The sequence below is a fragment of the Clostridium sp. UBA7503 genome (assembly GCF_002477055.1).
GTDB classification, from domain to species: Bacteria; Bacillota; Clostridia; order Clostridiales; family Clostridiaceae; genus Clostridium_J; species Clostridium_J sulfidigenes.
In genome coordinates, this window is record NZ_DLNT01000045.1 from 1 (window position 1) to 26,465 (window position 26,465).

26 protein-coding genes are annotated in these 26,465 nt (G+C 28.6%); 5 read left to right on the forward strand and 21 right to left on the reverse strand.

Annotation, left to right across the window (positions count from 1 at the left end; all coding sequences use genetic code 11):
- Positions 1–26: 26 nt before the first annotated feature.
- The 7 genes from B3630_RS11995 to B3630_RS12025 form a co-directional block, all read right to left on the reverse strand.
- Positions 27–551, reverse strand: a complete 525-nt coding sequence (locus B3630_RS11995; RefSeq protein WP_346898457.1) for a biotin transporter BioY — start codon at positions 549–551, stop codon at positions 27–29.
- Between the two features lie 266 nt (positions 552–817).
- Positions 818–1,357, reverse strand: coding sequence for a DUF402 domain-containing protein (locus B3630_RS12000; protein ID WP_346898459.1), 540 nt, complete (start codon positions 1,355–1,357; stop codon positions 818–820).
- A gap of 34 nt (positions 1,358–1,391) precedes the next feature.
- On the reverse strand, positions 1,392–1,931 hold the full coding sequence (locus tag B3630_RS12005; RefSeq protein ID WP_346898461.1) for a 2'-5' RNA ligase family protein: 540 nt from the start codon (positions 1,929–1,931) through the stop codon (positions 1,392–1,394).
- 160 nt (positions 1,932–2,091) lie between these two features.
- Positions 2,092–2,622 (reverse strand): 2'-5' RNA ligase family protein, encoded by a 531-nt coding sequence (locus B3630_RS12010; RefSeq protein ID WP_346898463.1) that lies wholly within the window; start codon positions 2,620–2,622, stop codon positions 2,092–2,094.
- A 4-nt stretch (positions 2,623–2,626) separates the two neighbouring features.
- Positions 2,627–3,667 carry a S66 peptidase family protein gene (locus B3630_RS12015; RefSeq protein WP_346898922.1) on the reverse strand — a complete coding sequence of 347 codons (1,041 nt, stop codon included), beginning with the start codon at positions 3,665–3,667 and terminating at the stop codon, positions 2,627–2,629.
- Between the two features lie 83 nt (positions 3,668–3,750).
- Positions 3,751–4,227, reverse strand: coding sequence for an NUDIX hydrolase (locus B3630_RS12020; protein ID WP_346898465.1), 477 nt, complete (start codon positions 4,225–4,227; stop codon positions 3,751–3,753).
- 375 nt (positions 4,228–4,602) lie between these two features.
- Positions 4,603–5,469 carry a CAP domain-containing protein gene (locus B3630_RS12025; RefSeq protein WP_346898467.1) on the reverse strand — a complete coding sequence of 289 codons (867 nt, stop codon included), beginning with the start codon at positions 5,467–5,469 and terminating at the stop codon, positions 4,603–4,605.
- A gap of 371 nt (positions 5,470–5,840) precedes the next feature.
- Here B3630_RS12025 and B3630_RS12030 point away from each other — a divergent pair, with 371 nt between their 5' ends.
- Complete coding sequence (locus tag B3630_RS12030) at positions 5,841–6,452, forward strand: histidine phosphatase family protein (RefSeq protein ID WP_346898469.1); 612 nt, start codon at positions 5,841–5,843, stop codon at positions 6,450–6,452.
- A 33-nt stretch (positions 6,453–6,485) separates the two neighbouring features.
- Positions 6,486–7,016 (forward strand): GNAT family N-acetyltransferase, encoded by a 531-nt coding sequence (locus B3630_RS12035; RefSeq protein WP_346898471.1) that lies wholly within the window; start codon positions 6,486–6,488, stop codon positions 7,014–7,016.
- A 142-nt stretch (positions 7,017–7,158) separates the two neighbouring features.
- Here B3630_RS12035 and B3630_RS12040 read toward each other — a convergent pair whose 3' ends face one another.
- From B3630_RS12040 to B3630_RS12090, 11 genes are all read right to left on the reverse strand, one after another.
- Positions 7,159–8,925, reverse strand: a complete 1,767-nt coding sequence (locus B3630_RS12040) for an ABC transporter ATP-binding protein (RefSeq protein ID WP_346898473.1) — start codon at positions 8,923–8,925, stop codon at positions 7,159–7,161.
- Positions 8,922–10,667, reverse strand: coding sequence for an ABC transporter ATP-binding protein (locus tag B3630_RS12045; RefSeq protein WP_346898475.1), 1,746 nt, complete (start codon positions 10,665–10,667; stop codon positions 8,922–8,924). Before B3630_RS12045 ends, B3630_RS12040 begins: the two co-directional genes overlap by 4 nt.
- Positions 10,668–10,845: 178 nt before the next feature.
- Positions 10,846–11,514: a class I SAM-dependent methyltransferase gene (locus B3630_RS12050; RefSeq protein ID WP_346898477.1), complete on the reverse strand. Its 669-nt coding sequence runs from the start codon at positions 11,512–11,514 to the stop codon at positions 10,846–10,848.
- A 19-nt stretch (positions 11,515–11,533) separates the two neighbouring features.
- Complete coding sequence (locus B3630_RS12055; protein WP_346898479.1) at positions 11,534–12,451, reverse strand: GNAT family N-acetyltransferase; 918 nt, start codon at positions 12,449–12,451, stop codon at positions 11,534–11,536.
- An 82-nt stretch (positions 12,452–12,533) separates the two neighbouring features.
- Positions 12,534–13,835, reverse strand: coding sequence for an alpha/beta hydrolase (locus B3630_RS12060; RefSeq protein WP_346898481.1), 1,302 nt, complete (start codon positions 13,833–13,835; stop codon positions 12,534–12,536).
- Positions 13,836–14,088: 253 nt separating this feature from the next.
- Positions 14,089–14,631 (reverse strand): GNAT family N-acetyltransferase, encoded by a 543-nt coding sequence (locus B3630_RS12065; RefSeq protein ID WP_346898483.1) that lies wholly within the window; start codon positions 14,629–14,631, stop codon positions 14,089–14,091.
- Positions 14,632–15,322: 691 nt separating this feature from the next.
- A complete protein-coding gene (locus B3630_RS12070) occupies positions 15,323–17,008 on the reverse strand; it encodes a bifunctional metallophosphatase/5'-nucleotidase (RefSeq protein ID WP_346898485.1) in 1,686 nt (561 codons plus the stop codon).
- 174 nt (positions 17,009–17,182) lie between these two features.
- Entirely contained in the window at positions 17,183–17,602 is a 420-nt protein-coding gene (locus tag B3630_RS12075) for an RDD family protein (protein WP_346898487.1), read from the reverse strand.
- A 190-nt stretch (positions 17,603–17,792) separates the two neighbouring features.
- On the reverse strand, positions 17,793–18,068 hold the full coding sequence (locus B3630_RS12080) for a YgjV family protein (RefSeq protein WP_346898924.1): 276 nt from the start codon (positions 18,066–18,068) through the stop codon (positions 17,793–17,795).
- 309 nt (positions 18,069–18,377) lie between these two features.
- Positions 18,378–19,196, reverse strand: coding sequence for an Mrp/NBP35 family ATP-binding protein (locus B3630_RS12085; protein ID WP_346898489.1), 819 nt, complete (start codon positions 19,194–19,196; stop codon positions 18,378–18,380).
- A gap of 448 nt (positions 19,197–19,644) precedes the next feature.
- On the reverse strand, positions 19,645–19,812 hold the full coding sequence (locus B3630_RS12090) for a hypothetical protein (protein ID WP_346871064.1): 168 nt from the start codon (positions 19,810–19,812) through the stop codon (positions 19,645–19,647).
- Between the two features lie 390 nt (positions 19,813–20,202).
- On the opposite strand from B3630_RS12090, the gene B3630_RS12095 reads away from it, so the two are divergent.
- The 3 genes from B3630_RS12095 to B3630_RS12105 all read left to right on the forward strand — a co-directional run bounded on the left by B3630_RS12095 (position 20,203) and on the right by B3630_RS12105 (position 23,676).
- On the forward strand, positions 20,203–21,795 hold the full coding sequence (locus tag B3630_RS12095; RefSeq protein ID WP_346898491.1) for an ABC transporter substrate-binding protein: 1,593 nt from the start codon (positions 20,203–20,205) through the stop codon (positions 21,793–21,795).
- 83 nt (positions 21,796–21,878) lie between these two features.
- Entirely contained in the window at positions 21,879–22,838 is a 960-nt protein-coding gene (locus B3630_RS12100; RefSeq protein ID WP_346898493.1) for an ABC transporter permease, read from the forward strand.
- Complete coding sequence (locus B3630_RS12105; RefSeq protein ID WP_346898495.1) at positions 22,831–23,676, forward strand: ABC transporter permease; 846 nt, start codon at positions 22,831–22,833, stop codon at positions 23,674–23,676. Before B3630_RS12100 ends, B3630_RS12105 begins: the two co-directional genes overlap by 8 nt.
- A 120-nt stretch (positions 23,677–23,796) precedes the next feature.
- Here the strand turns inward: B3630_RS12105 and B3630_RS12110 are convergent, their stop codons facing one another.
- The 3 genes from B3630_RS12110 to speE form a co-directional block, all read right to left on the reverse strand.
- Complete coding sequence (locus B3630_RS12110; protein WP_346898497.1) at positions 23,797–24,675, reverse strand: DegV family protein; 879 nt, start codon at positions 24,673–24,675, stop codon at positions 23,797–23,799.
- Positions 24,676–24,838: 163 nt separating this feature from the next.
- Positions 24,839–25,402, reverse strand: a complete 564-nt coding sequence (locus tag B3630_RS12115; RefSeq protein WP_346898499.1) for a ferritin family protein — start codon at positions 25,400–25,402, stop codon at positions 24,839–24,841.
- A 176-nt stretch (positions 25,403–25,578) separates the two neighbouring features.
- Entirely contained in the window at positions 25,579–26,439 is an 861-nt protein-coding gene (gene speE / locus B3630_RS12120) for a polyamine aminopropyltransferase (RefSeq protein WP_346898501.1), read from the reverse strand.
- Positions 26,440–26,465 lie beyond the last annotated feature (26 nt).

The following is a 26,465-nucleotide window of genomic DNA, read 5'->3' on the forward strand; positions in this document are numbered from 1 at the left end:
TTGCGAAAGCCCCTTTTATTAATTGTCTATACATATTTTTTTAACTTTTTAACTAAGAATGCTGATAAAATAATTTTTAATATATCTCCAATTAAAAATGGTACTACACACATAAGCAACGCCTCTATTAGTCCACTTTCAGTTATATGCATAAACCATACTGTTCCTACAAAGTAGCACCCTAAGATACCTACTACCATAGCCACTGTATAAGAATATATACTGTTCCCTAACCTTTTAACTATAACTCCAATTATAATTGTAGTTATAATATATCCTACTATATATCCTCCTGTAGGACCAACTAGAATTCCAAGACCCCCTGTAAAGTTTGCATAAACAGGAACTCCGATAGCTCCAATTATTACATATACCAATTGACTAATTGCACTTATCTTAGTTTCTAATAAGCCTCCTGCAATAAAAACTGATATTATGGCAAGATTTATAGGAACAGGAGTAAACGGCAGTGGTATTGATATTTGTGAGAGAATAGCTGTTAATGCAGCAAAAATAGCGCATAATATAATGTTCTTAGTTGTAATTTTCAATGTTGTACCTCCCATATTAATACTTATTATATTTTATTTCAAATATTTATTCCTTCATATATTAACATATGTGTACATCCATTTCTATAGCTTTTGCGAAAATTGTAATCTTTTTATTAATGTTAGGTTTACAATTTCTTTTGTGGATTTTTTTAATTGTACCTATACTAAAAAATATTACACGAATCCTTATGAAATGTTCAACTTTGTTTGAAACATGCTCAGAGGTATCTCATACAAAACATTTCTTATATGTAATATATTTCCTAAGAAATATTTTGTAAATGATTATAATATTTCTTAGTAAGTTCATATAATTTTTCAAAGTTTTTATTTATCCATACAATAAGTTCCTTAGCCTGTTCTTTTGCATCCCCATATTGTTTTTCTGTTATTTTCTTATTATTTAAAGCTTCCTCTAATTCCTCTTCGTCTAGTAGAATTACTTCTCCTGTAGTTAACACTACTATATCCAAAAATAAATCATCATAAAAAGGTATTCCATCCTCAGTAAGTTCATATTTTTCTGAAATGTCAAAATACCATTGAATTATATTGTGTTTTTCATCAATCATAACTGTTAATACATAGTTTTTATTTTCTGGAAAATACTGAATCCAAGAATATTCTTTATCCACAATACAATAATCCACACCCTTAGTTTGTATAATTAATGGTTCTGTTATCTCTTTCATATGAATACTAGATATATATCCTTTTAACTCTTCATTATCTATGAATTCAATTTTAAACTCTTTCCTTAATACTCTACTCCAATCTGGCTTATTAGCAAATCTTCTCTTCATTATATCTTCTCCTTATAATGCTTATTAATATAATCTACTCTTGTAAATTAATCTCTATTTCCCTAATAGATCTATCATTTTCAACTACAATTTCTGCAGATATCTTGTCCACCTTAGAAAGAAATTTCTCTTTCACGTTTCCAATTCTTTCATACGCAATATTTAGCTCTTCCTCAGAACTAAATTTGCCAATAGTCATATGAGGTATAAATTCAACCTGATTTAACCACTGTGGCTTATACGCCTTAAGTATTCCATTATATAATCTACTGTGAATTTCTCTTATCGCTTCTTTGCCTTTCTTTACCTCTAAACATAAATATAAACTTAAATCACTGCTAATTTTTATTATTCCTTCTAGTTCCACATGAAAGGGCTTTACACCCTTTAATGCTTCATTCATCCAATTTCTCAATTGGTACTCTTTAATTTTACTTTCAAAAGGAAAGACTAACGTAATATGAGGGCTCACATTATTTACAAAAGGATCATAAGTTTCTCTTATTTCATTAATTATATTTATATTTTGAAACTCTGGAAATATCATTATACATCTTTTTATATCATTACCCATATCTACTCCTATCCAGATATATCTTATAAATATATAAAATTTATTCTAGCTTAATTATAAAGATTTATTGTAATTTTAATTTTATACATAACTATATCTATATTAATTTTCTATAATAATTACTGATTTTAAATTATCAATCAGTAGTTATTATATTATTTTACTTTTGGAAAAGATACTCTCTATGTAACACCCAAGTATTAGTCTCCCACCTAAAAATGCATACATTATCAAAATAACCCTGAAAATTGCATGGATACTTATTTACATAATTCCAAAGATCATAATATATGCTTTTTATTCTTCTTGAACTTATCGTAATATGAAATATTTTATCCTTACCATCTTTATTAGTAAATTCAATATAAGGAATCCTACTCATTTTACTAATTAATTCATCATGAAGAGCCTTTCCTTCTTGACTCATTATCATATTCATATATATCACTCTATCATCAAAGTGATTATAGCCGTTAATCTCTAAAGGCTCTCTTTTATGAGCTATACAATAATTTTCTATAGATTTCTCTAGTTCTTTAATATCTCCATCGTATTCAAATGGGGCTTTTATAGTAAAATGTGCAGGTAATTTTGAAGACTTAGCCTTAAACTTACTATAAACTTCTTTTCTAAGATTATTATTAAAATCTCCTGCTTCCCCCTTTATAACAGAAACAATAACGTATCTCATTTTATCACTTCCTAACTCCACTTTCTATTATTGAAAAATCCTTCTCTTCACAATCTATTTCAGCCTTTGCTCCATAAGGAATTGTAATCATAGGTGCTGTGTGTCCAAAATTCACATTAAATAGTATTGGTAAATCTTTTAGTTTCAATTCATCTCTTATGACCTTAATAAATGCTTCCTTATACTCATTATAATAAACATCATCATAAGGTTTTCCAAAAACTATTCCATTTATGTTTTGTAAAATTCCTTGAGCACCATAGTTTCGTAGCCAATATTCCAAATAAGTAGGTTCTGGTTTATCTTCAGATGTTTCCAAAAATAATATTCCATCTTTCCACTTATCACTACTTGGCCATACTTCAGTTCCTTTTAACATTTCTAATACCTCAATACAACCACCTATTAAATGTCCTTGGACCTTTCCACTTCCTTGCAATAATTCATATCCCATATTTTTATTTACTTTTCTTGAAATAAATTTATTCTCAACTTCCCAAGGTAGATATTCACTTGTCCAAATTTCTGATGGTCTAATATTACCAATAACATCATTAGTAAATAGTGCTCTATTTATATAAAACTTAGTATAGTCAAACATTTTTATATTTTCTGCAAATTCAGAAAGTACCGCAGGTCCATAAAAACTAGAAATTCCAGCCTTCATACATATAAAATGTGTAACTGTACTATCAGAATAACCAATAAAGATTTTGGGATTATTTCTTATTACTTCGTAATTAATATAAGGTAAAATTCTTATGCTTTCATTGCCCCCAATACAAGAAAAAATACCTTTAATCGAAGGATCTTTAAAAGCTTCCATCAAATCCTTTGCCCTTTCCTCTGGATTATTGTATACATATTCTGTACCCTTAAGAGTTGTCGTCATTTCCATAACTTTAAGCCCAAAATCTTCTTGGAGTCTTTTTTTCCCTACTTCATATCTCCAAAGAATATCTTCATCTCCTGCTCCGCCCCAAGATAGACTTATAGTTGCAACTTTATCTCCTTCCATTAACATAATGGGTTTTTTAAGTCCCATGGAGTTTAAATCATTTCTTTTATTGTTTTTATCATATGATTTTAACATATCTTCAAAGTTTTTCCCCATTTTTTAACTCCCTTCTACCTAATGCTTATAGGTTCATTTAATCTTGCTCTATCATCTAAAGTATATATTCTACTAACTTTATTAAATAAATAAGGCTGTATTAATGGATAAGTAATATTTTTAGGTTGATTATTGAATAAGCAAATTTCCTCAATTTCTAAGTTAGGAAGTTGACCTAACTCTTCAATATCGGCAAAGAAAAGTGCCCCATAGGATTCATCATATTCATCAGTGTCATTACTCTCCCTTGCAACAGAGTATATATTTACAGGATTAAGTTTAAATTTTATAGCCCCTGTTTCTTCTCTCAATTCTCTATTTGCAGTATCTTTTATACTTTCATTCTCTTCTCTATGTCCTCCTGGAATCTCCCAAGTATCTCTTTCTTTATGCTTTACAAATATCCATTGATTCATATATCTTGCCATTATTACTGCAAATTTTAATTTATAATCATCTATTTCATTAAATTTATAAAAATTAACTTTCATTATTTCACTCCTTATTAATATTAGATTACTCTATAAACAAAGTTCTTAGCTTCTCTGAAGCTTACTAACAGACTTCTTAGTATCAATTTATTTAATACTTAGAAGTCGTTGTATTTTAGGGGAAATCGTTATCCAGGGATGTACTAGCTCTTAACTCCAATTTTGAAGAAGAAAGAGTATTAGAGCTGATAGTCATCGGATTAACCTTTATTATATATTACAATAAACTTACAGTATTAACAAATGAATAATAACTTTTAATAAATGCTTTATATAAAATAAAAGCACTAAAGATATCTTTTATCTTAGTGCTTTTTAACTATGTTCTTAATTATATAATATATATTAACGGTGAAACTTTTAATGCTTGTACAATTATTTATAAAACTCTTGTGTAGCATAGTATCTATTTCCAGCTTTATATACCCCAACACCTATGCTTGTAAAGTTAGGAGATAATATGTTTTCTCTATGTCCTTGTGAATTCATCCAATTTGTCATAAATTGATTAGCAAGTTCATTTATGTCAGATACTCCACCTATATAAGCTATATTCTCTCCCCAAGATCTATAAGAAATACCGTCTCTAGCCATTTGCGCTGTTATAAGCTCACCCTCTATATTTTTATGGTCAAAGTAATTTTTATCTCCCATATCCTTTGATTTTATTCTTGCGTATTTCTCCATAAGACTACTGTAACTTAGGGTGCTCATACCCGCTCTAGCTCTCTCTTCATTTACTTTTGTAAATATAAGCTGTTCTATTTGCAATGAAAAATCACCTGTAACTGTTGTAGTCGATATAGTTGATTTAGATGGTGTATTCACTTTTTCCTGAGATGGTACTGATGACTTTTCAGTATTACTATAAGAATTACCTTCAGTTATTTCTTCTTGATTATTAACTGTAGTATTAGAACTTTCTTTTTCCTCTAAATTACTTCCTTCATCATTATTAACTACATTTTTATCATTTTGTGAATTATCAGCTTGTCCGCCACCCCGAGATAACCTAGTATCTTTACTAAGGTTTATTTCTTCATTACTGTTATTATCTTCTTCATCTACTTCATCATATACAGCAATTTCATTTCTATTGTCCTCTATTATGTCTTCTTTTTCATCTACACTTTCAATAGCTGAATTATTAATGTACTTAGAATTATTTTGTAAAGTTAATCCTACCAGTGCAGTGCCTGCTAATGCTCCACATATAATTAATGTAATAAGTTTCCTCTTCATTAGTATCACTCCTTTTAATTCCCTTATTATTTATTTATAACATAAAATATAGAATTTTTTATTAGTAGAACACTTCCTATGATTCTATAATAATTAATAATTTCATATTATTTACTTATAATAACCTCCCTGTCTTCCATAAATTTTTCTACTAACTATAATACAAATGCTATAATTGTTACACTTTTTCAGGTTAATAAATGAATATAATCTATATATAAATTTTAATTTATTTAAAAAGTTATTATTCTTCACCTATGAATAATCATTTAATTGCAATTATATTTAACTAAAAATTCATATAATTCATTTTATTTATACTATATAATTATTTTATAACCTTAAATTAATTATGAGGGGGAACTATAAATTTGGATATCATTGTAATTAGACATGGTCAATCAGAAGCAGACATATTAAATGTTCATGAAGGAAGAGCAGATTTCCCATTAACAGAACTTGGATATAAGCAAGGTTTAGCTATGTCAAATTTTTTATCAATAAATTATAATATTGATATAATTTATTCCAGTCCGTTAAAACGTTCTAGTGAGACTGCTAAAATATTATCTAATGCTACTAACATTCCTATTATATATGAAAATGGACTCATGGAATTTAATAATGGACTATTAGCGGGGTTATCTAGGGAAGAAGCAAATGAGCGTTATCCTGAACCTGCTATAAGATGGCCTCACACATCTATGTATGGAATGGAAAGTATGATAGAATTCAGAGCTAGATCTGAATCCATATTATCAAAGATAGTTAGTGAAAACTCCTCTGATTCTACTATAGCCATTGTTGCTCATGGTGGCATTATAAATATGCTTTTTAGAAGTTTTCTTGAGCTTCCTATAAATTCACAACTTTTTATATCTACAGGTGATACTGGAATACATCACTGGCAGATAACTAGCTGTTGTCATAGAATAATTTATACAAATAAATTATCTCATTTAGATACCTTAGATGGTAAATAATCTATTAACATAAGTTATGAAAGGAAATAAACGATGATATATAAAGAATTAAAAATAACTGACTTGGTTCCTGAACTATTAAATGATTTTGATAGACACGAGAAAATATACAGAGCTTGGAGACTAAGAGATGATGGAAGTGAGTACCTAAAAGATATCTATTATGAAGAGAATTGGGATAATAATGAGCTATTATGCATATGTAATGAATTAAAATCTACATTTGAGAAAGGGGGTTCAGTTTTTGCAGCCTTTGATGAAAGTAAATTAGTAGGATTTGCTTCCCTAGAAAATGAATTCTTTGGAAGTAAAAAACAGTATATTCAATTGTCCAATCTTCACATTACAAACAGCCACCGCCATAAAGGTATTGGGAAAACACTATTTAACATGTGTATTGATAAAGCTAGAGAATTAAAGGCTAATAAAATTTATATCTCTGCCTCATCTTGTGAAAATGCTCAAACCTTTTATAGGTGTATGGGATGTATATTAACTAAAGAAATAAATAAAAAGCTATATAGTCTTGAGCCCTTTGATTATCATATGGAATATGTCTTATAAAATATATTATATTTAATTCAGTATAAAATGCTTAAAAGGAAGGAGATTGATTAAACATGTAATCAATATCCTTCCTTTTATTCAATAGGGAAGTAAAGTCTAACTTTGGATATTCAGAAACTTATTCTATATAGGCTATCTTCTAAGCTTCAAGACCCCATATCTGCCTCATTTCTTCGCAGTTTTCAAGAAGTTCTTCAAGATTTCCCTGACCTTCAATTTTTCCATCCTTCATAACTAAAATTTTATCTGCATGCTTTAAGGCTACATGTCTATTAGAAACTACTAAGGCCGTTATATTTTTCCTTTCAAACATCCTATCCCAAAGCTTTATCTCTGTTTCTATGTCCAAGGCACTAGATATATCATCAAAGACATATAAATCAGCCCTTCTTGCAAACATTCTTGCCACAGCTACCCTTTGTCTTTGGCCTCCGGAAAGTTTTACTCCTTTAGAACCTATCATGGTATCTATTCCATCCTTAAAACTCTTAATATCCCTATCTAATACTGCTGAATATATAGCTTGCTCCAATATTTTTCCTTCATCCTTTAGTCCTAAAAGAACATTATTTTTAATAGTATCACTAAATAGGTTAGAATTCTGAGGCGTATAAGCTACTATTGGCGGTGTTAGCTTTTCACTATTATTTTTAACTTCTTCATTATTTAGATAGATTCTCCCACTATCTACAGGTAACATTCCTAAAATAGATTTTATAAGAGTTGTCTTCCCTGCTCCAATTCTTCCTGTAACTACTACGAAATCACCCTTATTTACTCTTAAGTTAATATTTTCTATACCACTAGTTTCATTATACTTATAGGTTAGCTCTTTAACCTCTAAACTCTTAACTTCTATATCTTCTTGTTTACATTTCTCCTCAATTAATTCACCTTTTAGATATAATGAATTATGAGCTAATAACTCTTTTTCCATGTTTTCATCTAAGAGTTTAAACATTCTCTTAAAGGCAATTCCTCCTTGCTGATACCTAGCAAAAATTTCTCCAAGGAAGCCTGCAAAATCAGCTACAAAGGGAAGATAATATAGAAATAGTGAAAAATCTCCTACCGAAAAGCTCCCTTCCAGCATATATTTACCTGTTAATAACAATATAAATCCAGTACCAATAGTTACAGCATTTTCATATATAGCATCCATTATATTTACAAAAATCTTATCGCGCACCATATATTTCATTCTTTTTTCATTTAGATTATTCAGATTATTAATTATATACTTCTCACTTCCAGATATTTTTATGGCTTGTATTCCAGTAAATATTTCGCCGATAGCCCCTGATACATCACCAGTTGCTTCCCTAGCAGTAGTCCTGTATTTTGAAATATACTTCATAGCTTTTTGTGATAATAAAATTACTATAACTAAAGGAGCAAAAATAAATAAAGTTACCTTTACATTTATGGTTAATAAAATAATTAGTGCTCCTAAAGCAAATAATCCATCCCCAATTATATCTAAAGTGAAGCTTATAACAGTCTCAATCTCTTCTATATCATCTCTAAAACAGTTCATAGACTCACCTAAAGAAGTCTTATTTTCAATTAATGGATTATTTATAATACACTCTAGTAGATTTCTTCTAAGTAATCCACTCATAGAAAATCTATGGTTAGCATCTACTCTTCCACCCATAGCTATAATAATTGATCTAGTTAATGCTACTACTAAAATTAATACCATAAGGCTTAGAATTTCACTATTCAACCCTCCACTTTTCTCTAAGACTTCAAAAAATCTCTTAGTAATTAAACCTGGTATCAATGGAAACATATGAATTGTTATCCATAAAAAGCAATTGAGTAAATAATACCACGGTCTATACATTATCATCTTAGCAATATACTCAAGCACTGGAATTTTCTCTTTTTTACTTTTTATCATGCCAGCACCTCCTCCATACCCTTTTGTAGTAAATTATAAAATTTTGAATTATTATCTTTATAAAGTTGATTTCTATTGCCGTACTCTACAATTGTTCCTTCTTCAAGAATCAAAATGCTATCTGCTCTCCCAACTGTTCCAAGTCTATGAGCTATAATTATACAAGTCCTATTTTGGAGTAGTTTATTTAGTGCATTATCTATAAGTCCTTCAGTGATTGGATCAAGTTTTGAAGTAGCTTCATCTAAAATAACTAATTTGGGATTTTTAAGAAACACTCTTACAAAAGCGAGAAGTTGAGCTTCTCCTGAAGATAAGCCGCTACCACCACTATCTAGAATAGTATTTAGTCCCCTGGGTAAATTATTAAACCATGGTATTAATCCAATATCTTCAATGATATTAAGTATAGTTTCATCTTTAATACTAGGATTAAAGAGTGTGAGATTTTCTCTAACTGTTGCATGAAAAATTTGTACTTCTTGAGTAACATAACTAATATTTTCCATCAAACTTTCTTTAGTAAAGGTCTTTAGATTTTCTCCATTAAATCTAATACTTCCATTGCATACATCGTATAACCTTACAATTAACCTAGCTAAGGTAGTTTTACCACTCCCTGTATGACCTAGTACTCCTAAAATAGTATTTTTTTCTATATCAATATTTATATCCTTAAGTACAGCCTCTCCATCTTCATAACTAAATGAAACTCCATCTATGGCTACATCAATAGAATCTTTACTATTTAAATAATTGTCACCATACTTTATTGTACTTTTAATTTGCAAAAGCTCTTTTATGCGCTTAATACTCGCTTCTGCTCTTTGAAGTTTTTGCATCTGTGATCTGATTTCTTCTAGTGGATTAGCCATTAGCTCAACATAGTAAAATATTAAATATACAGTACCAAAGGTTATTAATGAATTTCCGTAAAAATACGCTGAAAGTATTAATGCTGCAGCATTACCTAATGCAAAGACAATTATGTTAGCTATCCACATATAATAGTGACCTAAACTGGCTTTTATTTCCACGGGCAGCATTTTTCTGAATAATTTATATAAACTATTCATAGTGTATTTTTTACTGCCACAAGTATTTATATCTTCCACACTAGTAATCTGTTCTCCTAAAAAACCATACAACTGTGCACTATATTCCCTTGATTTTTCCCAATGCTTTGATGAATGTTTTTCTATATATTTCATTACAACCATATCCAAAATAGCAATCATGGTTAATGTTAATCCAATCCTCCAATCTTCTTTATAGAGCAATAAAATTATTCCTATTAAAAGTCCTAAATTTGATATAAATTGCAGTACAAAAGTAGAGAAGAAACTAAATAGAGCATTTATATCTCCATCAACCCTTTCAAGCATTTCTCCTGATTGATGTGTTTTATGGAAATCCATATCTAAGTTTATGCAGTGCTCTATTAAATCTCCTCTTAATGCATTAGTTGCTCTCCATCCAACTTTTTCACTAATATAAGTTGATATAATTTTAAATACTTGCCTTATAATTCCAAAACCTATAAATAATAGAGCTGCTATTACTAAATTTTCTCTGCCCAAATCTGCTGTTACAGCATCAATATAATATCTCAATATTTGTGGATTTGCTAATTGTATTACTAAGTTAGTAACTAATATAAGAAATAGTAGTATTACCATAATCTTTTGCTTTTTTAAGTACTTATATAATAATCCAAAGTAATCTTTTATTGGCAACTTCATTATCATCACCCCTTTCAATTAATTATGTTGAAACCATTTCTTCAATTAACTTATTTTATGACTAACATCTATAGTCTAATTCTTTACGTAATATTAGACTATGGATGTTAATCAATAGTTTTAAACCCAGTATCCCATTTCCATTTTATCTTACATATGCGATTTTATATTAATATCCTTACTTTACATCATAAATTAGGTGTTCACCCTTTTGAAAAATTATATGAAGATTTTTAAATCCTGCTTCTTTCAATAGCCTTTTTTGTGTAGTTAGCGAAAAAGGAATATCTATGTGATAAATCTTAATTTTCTTATTCTCATATTCTTTCAATAATTCTTCTCTTCGCTTAAGCCACTTCTTTTCATAATATTTACTTACCACATAGTCTCCTTCTATATAACTCCCCTCTTCCTTCAATGCTAATTTTATTTTCTTATAAAGTTCTAACTTTTCATCATATAAAAAGTGATGCATAGTCATTACTCCAAATATATAATCATATTTACTTACACCAAGCTCTTCCTCTAAATAGGATGCAACTATTATATTTATTTGGTTCAATCTATCCTTATATTTTTCTTTAAGAATTTTTAGCATTTCCTCAGATAAATCTATACAAGTTACTCTAGCATTAGGTACCTTATTGAATATTTCTTCTAACTCAAGGCCTGTACCGCATCCTAAATCTAGAATTTCAATAACTTCTTCAGTGTATTTTAGCGTAGAAGAAACTAACTTGTAGTATTCTTCAAAGGAATTTATGGCGTCTTCCATATGCTTTTCATATCCTTCGGCCCTTAAATTGAAAAAACTCCCCATTTCTTCTATTTCACAATTTTCACTCATCCTATTACCTACTCTCTAATTAAACTAACTTCATCTGTGTCAACTCAAGCCCCTTTAAAAATCCTAAGCTATCATAAACTTCCTCGGCTTCATTTCCTATATCAACATATAGCCTAACTACAGGATACTCTTTCTTTAGAATAGTAAGTGCCTTTTTTAGCATCTTAGTTCCAATCCCCCTACCTTCATAGCTTGGCTTAACAGCTATCTGAGATATTAAAGGCCATTCCTGCCAAAGTGATACATAACAAACTCCAACTAGCTCATTAGTATTTCCATCATATACAAGGGTAGAAGCTCTATTTAGCATGTCACTGTCTAAATAATCATCAAAGTATTCTTTTACCCAACCTGTATATTCATCTAGAGTATAACTACTATGAAGATTCACATTGTTTTCAAAAGCCTCATAAAGTAACTTTCCTATTTCTCCTTGATTTTCTCTTTTAGGTAAATTCGCATAAAAACCTTCTCCCCACATAATATTGAATTCTTCTGTCGGTCTTATCATCCACCTACCGCTTTCAATTTTCTTAAATCCTATTTTCTCATAATTTTCAACTAAAGATGGTTGTACTATATCCGCAAGTATATCCTTTGTAGTATCTGACCAAAAAACTAGAATTTCTTTAAGTCTTTCTAATAATAAATCTACGTTTGAATAGGGAGGTATAATGAATAATTCTGATATATTATTAGGTTCTATAAACACTCCACCTATTTTTTTATCATCTTTAATAATCCAAAAGCATTCATCTTCATCATCAACTACAGTTCTCATTACGTCATAACTTTTCTTAAAGAAGCCATTAGCAATGTTCATCTGTGAGTAAACTGTATAGTAATCAGTGAACCTTTTATTATCAGCCCTCTCTAGTCTATATCCATCCCTTAATTCATAACTTAATATTTCCTTTGACCACATTTGAAATTTCATATACTATATCCCCCTTAAGTATCTGATCAAATCATTTTAATAATGAAAATTATCTAATAATTTTATTTAATTAACCTCTTTACTATTGTTTATCTACTAACAAAGCTTTTACTCCATTTGCTAGATTATCTTGCCAATCATAATAAAGATGAGCACCTATAAAAGTTTCAGAAGTTACATTGTATCCCTTACTTTTTAATGTAGCTATCATTCTATTGTTTGCCTCCACATGGCCTTTTGAAAATCCTTCTAGGCTTCCCATATTTAAATAGAAGTTTATTGGTAATACCTCTGAATCCTTGTATTCCTCTATTAATTTACTATTTCCTTCAGAATCAAGTTGTATTTCTCCCTTATCATCAATAAACCATGCAAATGCTCCTGATTGCGATAGAACATTTCCAAATATATCAGATCCATTAAATGCTGCATAAGCTGCAAATTGTCCACCTAAACTTAATCCTGTAATAATTGTGTTTTTAGGATTTTTTGTCACCTTATAGTTTTTGGTAACCCATGGTAATATATCTTCTGTAATAAATTTCAAAAATTCATTATTACAAATTAGCTCTTTTGCTCTATTATCAGAGCCTTCAATAAATACAGCACAGGTAGAACTTATATGCCTATCACCTATGAGATTATCTAGTATTTTAGGAGTTTCTACTAAGTTTATATATTCCCATCCATCAGTAAACACCATTAGATTGTTATCATATCCATTTTCTTCATATCCATAAGGCGTGTATATCCAAACTCTTCTTTCTTTTTTATCTGACTTAAACTTAAATCTAGACATATGAATTTTTCCTATTTTATTATCAGTTCTTTCCTTTGTCCATATTTTTTCTTTAGCCTCAGGCATCTCAATTATATTTTCGGTAGGTACAAGGAGCGCTATATCTTCAGGATTCTCCTCATCTCTTGCAGCTGTATAAGTTTTAGGATTCAGGGGGTCTATAATTACATCTTCATCCCTCCATTCATACTCTTCATTAACATTTGCTATCAATGTATATAAGCAACGAGCTTTTTTAGATAAAATAGCACTTCTATACCATAAATCGCTATTACCTAATCTATATAAATTAGTTTTTTTATCGCCTTCTCCGAACATCCATCCTCCAAATATTTCACTGAAAACAAATATATTATCAATTTCTCTATCCTGTCTCCAAATTACAGTTACAATTGAATTTTCTTCATCTCCCTCTATGTCTTCAATAAGAGGCGCCCCTTCTCTTTCGATCTTTTTCCAAAATATATCTATAGCATTATCATTTCCAGAATTCATATCCTCTTCAAGTTTTAATATCATTGGACTTAATATTTTTTTATTCTTCATAATTAATTTAGCAATAAGGTCATCTAATTGATACCTCAATCACTTCCCCCCTTCAATTTAAGTATATTTTAATTTATTTTTTATCTAAACTTACTGAATTTAACTATTTACTACTAGCTAAATTTACATTTCTAATACGTCACTTCTTTATGTTTGTGTATAGAATTACTAAATCATCTAAATAACCAAATCCCACAAACCCTCATGAACAGAAGAACTATTTAACTAGTTGTATAGTTCTATATTTAAATAGTTGCATAGGTAAATTTCTGCATATGAAACTATTTAAAATTTAATCATTATAAGATTGAATATCCATTACTATAAATTTAAATTCTCCATCTTCCATATACTCATCACATTTTTTAAATCCTAGCTTGTTAAATAGTGCTAATGATGGCTTATTATTTTCTTCAATCTCCACATATATTCTATTTATATCCATGGTATTAAATATATAGTTTATGGCTATCTTAATAGAGTCATAAGCTATGCTTTTCCTCCAATATCTTTTATCACCTATGGTAACTCCCATTTCCCCCTGCTTTGCAACTGTATCTATACTAAATAAGTTGACAAAACCTATAAAATTTTCATCATTATCGGTTATTATAAAATATCTATACATTCGATCTTCTAATCTATCATTGAGCACATTTCTTTCAAAGTTATCACAATAGATTTTACATTCTTGAATTAATTCCCTACTATTACTTGGTATAGGTCTTGGATCATACCTATTAATTTCCTTGTCAATTCTGCAAGAAAATAAATTAATGATATCTCCTTTTTCTATATCTCTTATCCTAATTTTCTTATCCTCATAATAAGTCACTATTAAATCCCCCTTTTTCTACTTTATCTTTTTACTTTTTTAGAAATCCCCCTTATTGAGCAACAAAAAAGCTGCAAGAAAGAATCTCTCTCTTACAGCCAAATCTAACATTTTTATTTTACTTAGTTAATATACTAAATCTCTAATTTAGTATATATCATCTTCTTTACCCAGTATATATAGATAAAGTTTCATATTATTATACATCCTATAAAATCAAAGACGTAGTAAAGTGTTAAATATGTTACCATATTTACTCATACTTTAAGTACTTCTTTACATTTATAAAATATATATTAACAAATATTATTATAAACTTAGGACAACTTGTAAATCACTAAATAATTAAAGACATAAATAATTGTGGAATTCACTAAAAGTAATCCTATATAATACCCTTCTTAAGACTTAGGTCTTAAGCAAGTCTTATTACAATAATTAAGTAAAATTTAGAAATAGCTCAATAAGATCGATTTCATTTCAATTGTATTAAAAAGAAGTATCACAAAAAATCCCATAGATGTACTATAGATCTATAACGTAAACAAAACCTCTTTCAAATTAAATATTTTCTTTTCTCGAAAATTTAACTAACAATTGATTCTAATCAACATCTCATTGTCCCCTTCCTAAATTTAAAATTACAAGTATAATTTACCATAATAAATATATATAGTCAACACAAATATTCCTACTTCATATCTAATAAACCTAACTTTTTAAGTTTGTCTATATTTAAAGCTTTATTATAAGGTAATTCAATACTACCTTCATTGACTAATTTAATTATTCGCCCTTTATATGGTGACTCTAAATTAATCCCAGTTATCTCCCAGTTATTATCCATTTGCGGAGATATAATACCTTGATTTTTAATATATTTTACTATCATATCTCTAATTGTATTAGAAGATTTCCATATATAATTATTCTTTGCTAGCTTCCTACCTTTTAAATTTGCAAAATAGCAATAATCACTGGTTGCTAATTTTAATACTTGATTTTCTTTCACTAACTCACCTTTAAATATTAAATCTACAATTCGATGACCTATTGGTTTAGAAATATCTACTTTATAATTTAATCCAGCAAAAAATTCATGTTGATATCCTGGAATATCCATGGTAAAGCTTATAGAAATATCTCCTGGCTTCCACTGATTATAAGCGGAAGCAGCCCATTCCATATAATTCTTTAACTCTTTCCCAGTAACTTCTACTACATAAAGAAAAGTAGTAAACTTATATATATTGAAAATATGTCCATAAGTAATAACACCTTTTTTTATATTGCTATCATCCCTAATTAAAGAAGTTGATGTAATATCTGCACCAGAATTTATTAGCTGAACCTTATTTATCAATTCTATAAGTGGAGTATCTCTAAGCCGTCCTTCTGGTATAAAGTTTATCTCATCCTTTGGTTGAAAATCTTCTGTGGCTTCTCCTATTACTTCTGTGACAAAATCCATAGTTGTTTCATGTGCTTTCTTAATAACCGGTAATTCACTTAACTCTTCACTAGGATAATACTCCTTCATGGATACAACTTTCACTTGTCCATCTATAACATGATTATTATCGTCCAAGGTTAAATCAAAACGAATTACTTCCTGTCCACTATCTGTAGCCCCTCCAATGAGCGTTTTTCCTCTTTTTTCTTTTACTGTTATATGAAAATGCCCAACTACTAGTACATCTATCTCCGGACATAATCTCAATATTTTTTCAGCTGCATCTCTTTCATTCTTCTTATCATGTTCTGAAACCATGCTTGCATGAGCCATAACCATTATAATATCTACTTTACCCCTAATTTCACTTACATACCTATAGGCAGTTTCACCAAGGTCGTGAAAATTTAGATCCTTCACTACATTTCCTACCCATCTTGGTACATTAGGAGTAGTTAACCCTATAATTCCAACTCTCACTCCACCACAATTTATAATTGTATGTGTCTTTACAAAATCTTCACCACTTTCTCTATATTCTACATTTGCTGAAAGAAATGGAAAATTACTTTGCTTTTCAAGAGATTTTATTAAATCAAGTCCAAAATTAAATTCATGATTTCCCAATACCATAGCATCATATCCCATAAAATTCATAGCAGAAATCACAGGATGATTTTCATCCTTCTTACTATTATACATTTCATCTGTTAACGTATTTCCTTGAATTATATCTCCATTATCCACTACCAAAGTATTAAGATTTTCACTTTTTACTTGCTTTATATAAGAATAAATACGATTCATTCCACTATCATTAAAGCTTTCACCATTATCATAGTTATATCCTAAAATATTTCCGTGTATATCTGTAGTTGCTAAGATTGTAATTTTCTTATTCTTTATTGTAGTGATTCTATTCATTTATATTTAATCCTCCAGCTTAAAACATTAATTATTAATAATAATTTTCTCAATAATAACTTCTTAATTTATTCTTATTATAGCATTTGCTTCAGCAAAATATATACTTTAACATGGTGTCTATTTTTTCTCCATAAATAAAAAACGCATCTAAACATAGACACGTTTTCACTACTATAATTTTAAAATAGATTTTCCTATAGTTGTTTTTAGCTTAGTAGCTTCCATTATAATACCATATAAAACATTTACAATTACATATATTACTAAAAATCCTAATGCTTTGTCTCCAAATTTATATCCAAAAGGCATTAATATTAAATTAAATAAATAGAGTAATGCAAAACTTACTAATAAACTTATGCTCTGATCAATTATATTAGCACCTAGTTTTGCTAGAAATCCACCTTTCTTTTTAACATTTTCATTAGAACACTTTTCTATCTTTTCAGATTCATCTATATGCTCTAATAGTTCTTCATTTTCTAAAGTTGCTTCCATGTTTTCTTGTGTTTCAGCTATATTTTCTTCTGTTACATTTTCCTCTTCTATACTTCCATTATCACTTTTTATATTTTCTTCATCCTTTAACATCCAATATCCTCCTTAAATAATAATTATAAACTCTCTGATAAATATACTATACTTTAAATTATCTGTAAATTAATTCTATGTAAACTTAGTATGAATTTACATAGAAAATTTACTTTTTAATTCTATATTTAAAGCTATAGTGTAACTTTTCTATTTCACTATAGCTTAACTTTTATTGTTATATTAAAATTTAAATGTTATTTTTAGTATTCATTTCTCTAAATAAATTATATAAGTAATATAGATTTATAAAAACTATAATTGCATTAGCTATAGCTACAGGATATGCTCCAATAATCAACCCGTATATTACAAATAATATACATCCCATTAAATTAATAAATCTTAGCTTAAATATTTCCTTCATAAACATAGAAATTGTAATTAGTATAGATGCTAAATAACCTATCCACTCAATCAATGTACCATTGAACATAGAACTCCTCCTAAAGTTTATTATATTCATTAATGAATAACAATTATTCACTCTAAATACTAATAAAACCAATGTTTTTAAAAATATGTTTATTTATAGTTTCTCTATTATATATTTTTTTATTTATATATTAATTATTTTTTATTTTAGTTTTTAGATTTTTATCTCTTATATAACAATGTAATTTAATCCTTAGATTTAAAACAAAAAATATAAAAATTATCTCAAATCAAAGACTTAAGATAGTTTTTATATTATAAATTTTTATACTGTTATAGACTAATATAATGATACAATAATTTATAAAAAGGTTACAATAATTATCTGTTATACTTACTCTTATAAATTATTGATCATGTTTTCAACAATTTTATTAAATATGTTTTTTAACTCCTCTTGATGCTCTTCATCTTTTGATAAATTGCTTATACTACTTATCATAGGTAATTCACCTAAAAGATTTAAATCTAGCTTTTTCAAGAACTTTTCCGTATCTTCTCCATTAAATAATTTAATTTTTTTATCACAATCAGGACACTTAATATAACTCATATTTTCAATAACACCTAAAACTTTTATATTTAATTTTCTAGTCATGTTAACTGCCTTTGCAACTATCATAGATACAAAATCTTGAGGAACAGATACCATTACTATTCCATTTATAGGAATATCTTGCATTACAGTTAGTGCTACGTCTCCTGTTCCTGGTGGCATATCAACTACTAAATAGTCTAATTCTCCCCAAATCACATCTGTCCAAAACTGCTTAACCATTCCACCAATCATAGGACCTCTCCAAATTACAGGATCTTCTTCATTTTCTACTAGTAGATTTAACGACATAACCTTTATTCCTTCTTGAGATTCAATAGGATATATATTTTTACCATCCCCCATGGCTTTTTGTCCTGTAATCCCAAGAAGTCTTGGTATACTTGGCCCTGTGATATCTGCATCTAAAATCCCTACTTTATATCCTCTTTCCTTTAATTGTCTTGCTATCAAAGTAGCCATGGATGATTTACCAACGCCACCTTTTCCACTCATAACTCCAATAATTTTTTTAACATTATTTAAAGGATTGTTTTCTACTCCACAACTTCCTTTATCTTTACTGCATCCACCATTGGATGGACATGTATCACATGTTGACATAAAATCATCTCCTCATTATTATTGGTATTTACCAAATTTATATTACTGCTGTTTTTAATTGTTGTCAAATGCCAATAATCATATTTATTATGATTCTATATGAATAAATTATATTTTTGTCTAGCATATTATAAAATTAAAATGTAACATATAAAAATTACTGTAATAATCTACAAAAATTTACTATAAATTGAGTCTTGTAATATTGCATGTTACTTATCTCTTAATTACATAACTTAATTCTAAAGTAAATTCTTCTACTATTTATCAGACAACTCCCAGCTCTAATACTCCCATCTTTTTTAAAGTGGCCATAAAGAGCTACTAAGTCCCTGGATAACGATTTCCCNNAAATAAATTGATACTTAGAAGTCTGTTAGTAAGCTTCAGGGGTAGAAAAACTCTCCTGAAGCAAATAACTCTCTTTATATAATTAAAACATTTAATTTTATTCCCAAGTTTCACTACAGTAACTACATAATCTTTTATTGTCTAAACAATCCCTATTACCACATCGTGTACATTCTTCATATCCTTCATCATAATAACTAATTTCATTTTCAAAATTATATTCTTCTCCTAAATTGTCTTCTGGTAATTCATAATTATTCATCATATCTTCCTCCTAATTTTAATATTCCTTACTTCATAGAATTTAATAATATATTTTCCTGTTTTTAATATATTTATACTCAACAAACCATTTTATAAAATAATTCACTAATATGAAATGTGAAGAATTCCAGAAATTATTATATGGCTTATTTCCACTAGTTACTAATAACAAAAATCAACAATTTATTATGTAATAAATTGTTGATTTTTGTAGTTATAACGTTTTCTAATAGACTGATTTTATTTATTTTAATTTATAATAGGAGTTATATCCTAATATTTATTATGTTATCCTATATAAGGAATTGTTACGTATTTTCACGTAACTATAACTATCATAAAATTCATTCATAAACATGAATTGATTTTACAGTATATAAGGGGGATTACAATGAAAAAGACTAGATTTCTCAGTATTGGACTATCTTTAATACTATCCTTGTCCTTAATTGGATGCAGTTCAAAAAATAGTTCTACTAATACTGAATCCAAAACAAATGAAACTGCTCAACAACAAATAAAGGATGGAGGAACAATGATATTTTCAGCTAGAACTGATCCAAGTTGCCTAAATCCTTTTTTTCAACAAAACAGAGTTACTTATACAATAAACAATGCTTTATTTGATCCACTATATGTAGTTGATCAAGATGAAGTAAGATATTACTTAGCAGAAAGTATGGAAGCTTCTGAAGATAAACTTACATATACATTAAAATTAAAAGATAATTTATCATGGCATGATGGTACAAAAATAACAGCGGATGATGTTGTTTATAGTGTGAATATAGCTAAAGATGAAAGTCAGGGGATTGATGCTAGACAAACTTTTGTTATTGATAAAAAAGAAGTCCAAGCTAATAAAATTGATGACTTAACTGTTGAATTTAAACTTCCAAATACCTTTGCACCATTCTATATATCAATTGGAGATTTTAAAATAATTCCAAAACATATATTTGAAGATGAAAGCAATTTAGCAGAATCAGATAAAAATAATACTCCAGTAGGTTCTGGTCCTTTTAAATTTAAAGAATGGAAAAAGGGTGAGATGGTAACCCTAGAAAGATTTGATGATTATTATTTAGGAAAACCTCATTTAGATAGTGTGGTTTATAGAATAATTCCAGATGATAATACTTCAAAAATTGCTTTTGAAAATGGAGAGGTTTCTGCATCATATTTAGCTGAAGACAAATTTGAAACTTTCTCATCAGATAATAGGTTTAAAACTCATTCTTTTGATGAAGGAATGCTGAATTATATTATACTTAATGGAAAAAATGAAAACTTAAGTAAAAAAGAAGTTAGACAAGCTATATACTATGCCCTAAATAAAGAAGAAATTTTAAAAACATCCTATACTAATTTAGAAAACACTGAAAAAGCTTACTCTATTTTAACTCCAAACACAAAATTCTATACTGATGATGTAGAAAAATATGATCAAAATTTAGAAAAAGCCAAAGAGCTTATGGAAAAGTCTGGGGTAGGTAATATAAAATTGAATTTTCAATATACTCCAAAAGATAGCAAAATTGCCATGGTTGTTAAACAACAACTTTCTGCTATCGGCATAGAAGTAGATGCTCAACAAATAGATGACAATGTATACTTCTCAAAAATTCTTGGAGAACAAGAAAGAGATTACGATATACTTATAAATGGATATGTAATGGGAAATGATCCAGATGGATATTCTAGTGCTTATATGTCTAGTGGTAGCTTTAATGCTCAATGTTATAACAACAAAGAACTAGACAAGTTGTGGAAGGATGGAGCTTCTCAATCAGATGATGCAAAGAGAAAAGAATTATATGAAAAAATTCAAAAGACCATAGCTGATGATGCTGTAGTATACCCATTATATTATTCAAAGTCATTAATCGGAGTTGATGCTAAATTTGGTGGGATTGAAGATGCCAAATTAGTACCTATATATATGTTTGAAGATTTATCAAAAATATATATGATTCAACCATAAAAATATATTTCTATGGCTCATTTACCTTTTCCAGGTACTTGAGCCATTTTTACATAAGTTTTCTACATAGAAAGGATAGTATTATGAAAAATAAAATTACAAAGAGAATTTTACAAGCTATTCCTATGCTTTTATTTATATCCTTTGTATCTTTTTTACTTATGAATCTGGCTCCAGGAGATCCAGCTCAAGGATATATAACCCCTAAAATGTCAAAGGAGCAAGCAGATTTAATAAGAGTAAGTCTTGGACTGGATAAACCTATGCTAACTAGATATTTCTTATGGCTTAAAAATGTATTAAGTGGCAATTTGGGTTACTCCTTGGTTTCTAGACAAGCTGTAGCTAGTGAAATTTCTTCAAGATTTTTTGCTACCCTTGGACTTATGGGTTCTTCTCTACTTCTAGCTATTTTAATATCAATTCCCCTAGGATTATATACGGGTATGCATAGAAATAAACTCTTAGACAGATTTACAAATATATTAAACTATATTGCAATCTCTATACCTAGCTTTTGGTTTGCAATGATATTGCTTTCAATATTTTCTTTAAAATTAAAGTGGCTTCCTAGTGTTGGTATGAGAACTATAGGTGTAACTTCAACATTAGATGTTATAAAACATGGTATATTACCTACTATAGTACTCAGTTTTTCTAATATAGCTGTTCTTACAAGATATGTACGTTCTTGTACTATAACAGAACTAAAGCAAGATTATATTGTTACCGCAATTTCCAAAGGTGCAAGTAAGAATAGAATTCTATTTAAGCATATTATGAAAAATGCTCTTCTCCCAATGATAACAATTCTTGGAATGAGCTTACCATCTTTAGTTTCTGGTGCATTTATAACTGAAACTATCTTTGGATGGCCTGGTATGGGAAGACTTGGCATTAACTCAATAAGAGCCTTAGATTATCCAGTTATAATGGCTATGACTTTGGTTACCTCAATAATGGTTGTTATAGGAAATCTACTTGCTGATATTAGTTATGTACTAGTAGATCCTAGAATACGTAGGGGTGATAAAAATGTTTAGTGTTAGATTTAAAGAAAACTTTATAAGAGAGCTTAAAAAAAATAAATTAGGAATATTTGCTTTAGTATGCCTAATTTTAATAATTATTTTATCGATTTTTGCATTTTTGACTCCTTATGATCCCGATACTATTGATATGACCAATCAATTCATTTCTCCAAATTTTAAAAATATATTTGGAACAGATGAACTCGGAAGAGATTATTTTACTAGAGCTTTATATGGTGCACGAATCTCATTAATAGTAGGTGTACTCTCCATGATGGTATCTACATTCATCGGCACCCTAGTTGGTGCTATAAGCGGACTATTAGGAGGCAAAGTTGATGCTATCATAATGAGAATAATAGACATGTTAATGAGTATACCTCTATTCTTTTTACTACTAATAGTAAATTCCTATTTAAGACCAAGTATAGCCAATATAATAATCATTATAGGTATATTTGGATGGATGAGTATCGCTAGAATAGTCCGCTCAGAAACATTATCTATAAAAGAAAGGGATTATATTCTATGTTCTAAAGCGTTAGGTAGCAATAATATAAAAATAGTAAAAACACATATAATACCTAATGCTATTTCTACAGTAATTGTTGCAGCTAGCATAAATATAGCTGATGCTATACTTATGGAATCTTCTTTAAGTTTTTTAGGTCTAGGAGTACAACAACCAATGGCTTCTCTCGGAAGCATGCTTCAAACTGCTCAATCTAGAATTGGTGATAGGACTTACTTAGCAATTTTCCCAGGTCTTATGATACTATTAATTGTATTAAGCTTTAATGTTCTTGGTGACATCTTGAGAGTAGCATTAGATCCAGCTCAAGGGGAATAAATTTAAAATAACACGTAGAATATCTAGATATATAAAAGAAACCTAGGTTAAATTACTACTAACCTAGGCTTCTTTTGTTATATTATAAATAAATATTCCATAATAGTTTTTAATAAGTTCTTATTTCAAGTTTTTATTTCCCATAAATGTTAGTCCTATCATTCCTTGTCCAGTGTGAGTTCCAATTATAGGACCTATAGTACTAATAATAATATCTTTTACAAGTTCCTTTTCTCTAATAGTATTAGCAAGATATTCTGCTCTTTCTAAGCTATCTGCATGACCTATGATAATAGTCTGTTCTTTCAAATTCATACCATCTTCTAACATTTTATCTAGTAATTTCTCCAAGGATTTTTTGTCTCCTCTTACTTTAGACACATTCACTAACTTTCCTTCATAGTCAACACTTAATACAGGTTTTATCTTTAAGGTTGTCCCAATAATTGCTTCTACTGAAGAAATCCTTCCACCTCGTTTTAAATGATGCAAATCTTCAACTGTAAACCAGTGACAAGTACTATTTCTATGTTCTTCTATCCACTTCACTAATTCCTCAATAGCTAATCCTTCTTCTTTTTTCATTGCAGCATTATATACTAGAAGCCCTTCCCCAACTGAAGCTGAAAGAGAGTCAACTGATATAATTTTTCTTTCAGGGTATTCCTCTTTAAGTTCTTGTATAACTAGTTGAGAGTTATTATATGTTCCACTAAGTCCTGAAGAAAAGGCTATATATAAAATATCTTTTCCTTCCTTCAGCATCTTTTCAAAGCACTCTCTATAAGTAAAATAATTTATCTGCGTTGTAACAGACGTATCACCATTTTTTAGTCGTTCATAGAATTCATGGCTTGTCATTTCTCTCTCATCAGGATAGTGTGTATAAGTTCTATTTTCCATATCAAAGGCCATAGGTATAATTCCTATATTTATTTTCTCTATAATATCAAGAGGTAAATCTACCGTTGAATCTGTAATAATAACATAATCTTTCATATATTCTCCTCCTTTATAATTCATTTTGCTTTTCATTCTATATGTGTCTAAAATGTACCTAAAATATTATTCTAACATTTTTTAAGTCTAATGTATATGAACAGATTTCTTAATTTGTGCATATAGTAATTAATTTTGTCGTGTTTAAAGCTCCTAAAGCTTTTTATATTAAATTATACTCATAAGTAAGCTCTATATGTTCCTTTTCAACTTCAATTAAAGCTTCAAAGACTCTTTTTACATTTTCATCACATACTTCATTCTTATATCTTTCATAATAGTAAACAGCATGCTCTTCTCTTTCCTTTGCCAATTTCAAAAGTGCTTCGTCACTATCATACTTGTCATAGTTTATTTTAGTCAAAATAGGTATTTTAGTAAAAGTTCCTAATCCCATATGAACCTTTGAATGAAAAATTTCTATTTGCGATAAAGCCTGAAAAGCCTTAGAAAGTTCTTCGCTCTTTACTTTTTTAGCTGCTTCTTTATAAAACTCTCCATTAAATATTTCAAGCTTAACTGCATGGTCTAAAATTCTTAATGTATTTATATCTAAATTCTTACTATCTACTTTAATAACTTCATCATAACTACTTAAATAAATACTGCTCACTCCACAGAATGGACAATATACTATATTACTTATAGAATTTTTATTTATAAACGCAAATGAATTAAAATCATAATTCTTCTCATTAATGTTCATTCCACATATTTTACACTTCATATTAATTCCTCCTAAACTCAATATACATTTTACCATATATTTAAAATATTTAAAAATAAAAAACCTTTAGAACATGTTAAATTAATTTTAATATGTTAAAGGTTTTTATTTATAATTTTTAATTTTATCTACATAGAAAATATACCTTAAATTTTATTTATTATGTAGAGTGAATATTATTCTTCATCATAAGCATGATCTAACATGTCTAAGACATAGTTAGGGAGAGCAAAAGATCCTAAATGTAAATCTGTATTATAATATTTAGTCTTTAACCCTAAAGAGTTCCATGCGCCAGCATTTAAATCTTTTACTGGATCATACTTTTTAGATGCAAATCCAAATAGCCAATGTCCTGAAGAGTAAGTTGGAATATGCACTTGATATACTTTACCTATTGGGAAGGATTCTTTTATACGCTTATGAGCTCTTTTCATAGAACTAGCATACATTTCATAATACGGACTTTCATGTTGATTAACTAAAATTCCTTCTCCATTTAGAGCATCATAACAATCCTTATAGAATTCTTTTGTAAATAAGCCCTCACCAGGTCCTATTGGATCAGTAGAGTCTACTATTATTAAATCATAGTAATTTTTCTTACTTTTCACAAATTTAATACCATCTTCAAAGTATAAGTTTACTCTTTCATCCTTTAGTTTACTTGATGTTATAGGAAAATACTCTAAACATACATCAACTACTTTTTTATCTATTTCTACCATGTCTATTTCTTTTATTGTATTGTATCTAGTTAGCTCTCTAATTGTTCCACCATCTCCAGCTCCAATGACTAAAACTTTTTCAATCTTAGGATTGGTAGCCATAGGAACATGAACTATCATGTCATGATAAATGAATTCATCCTTTTCTGTTATCATAACTATTCCATCTAAAGTAAAAAATCTTCCAAATTCCTTTGTCTCAAATACATCTATTCTTTGAAAATCACTTTTTCCAGCATATATTTGCTTGTCAACCTTTATTGAAAACCTAACAGTCTCTGAGTGATTCTCAGTATACCATAATTCCATTTTTCATCCTCCTAGTTAATATAATA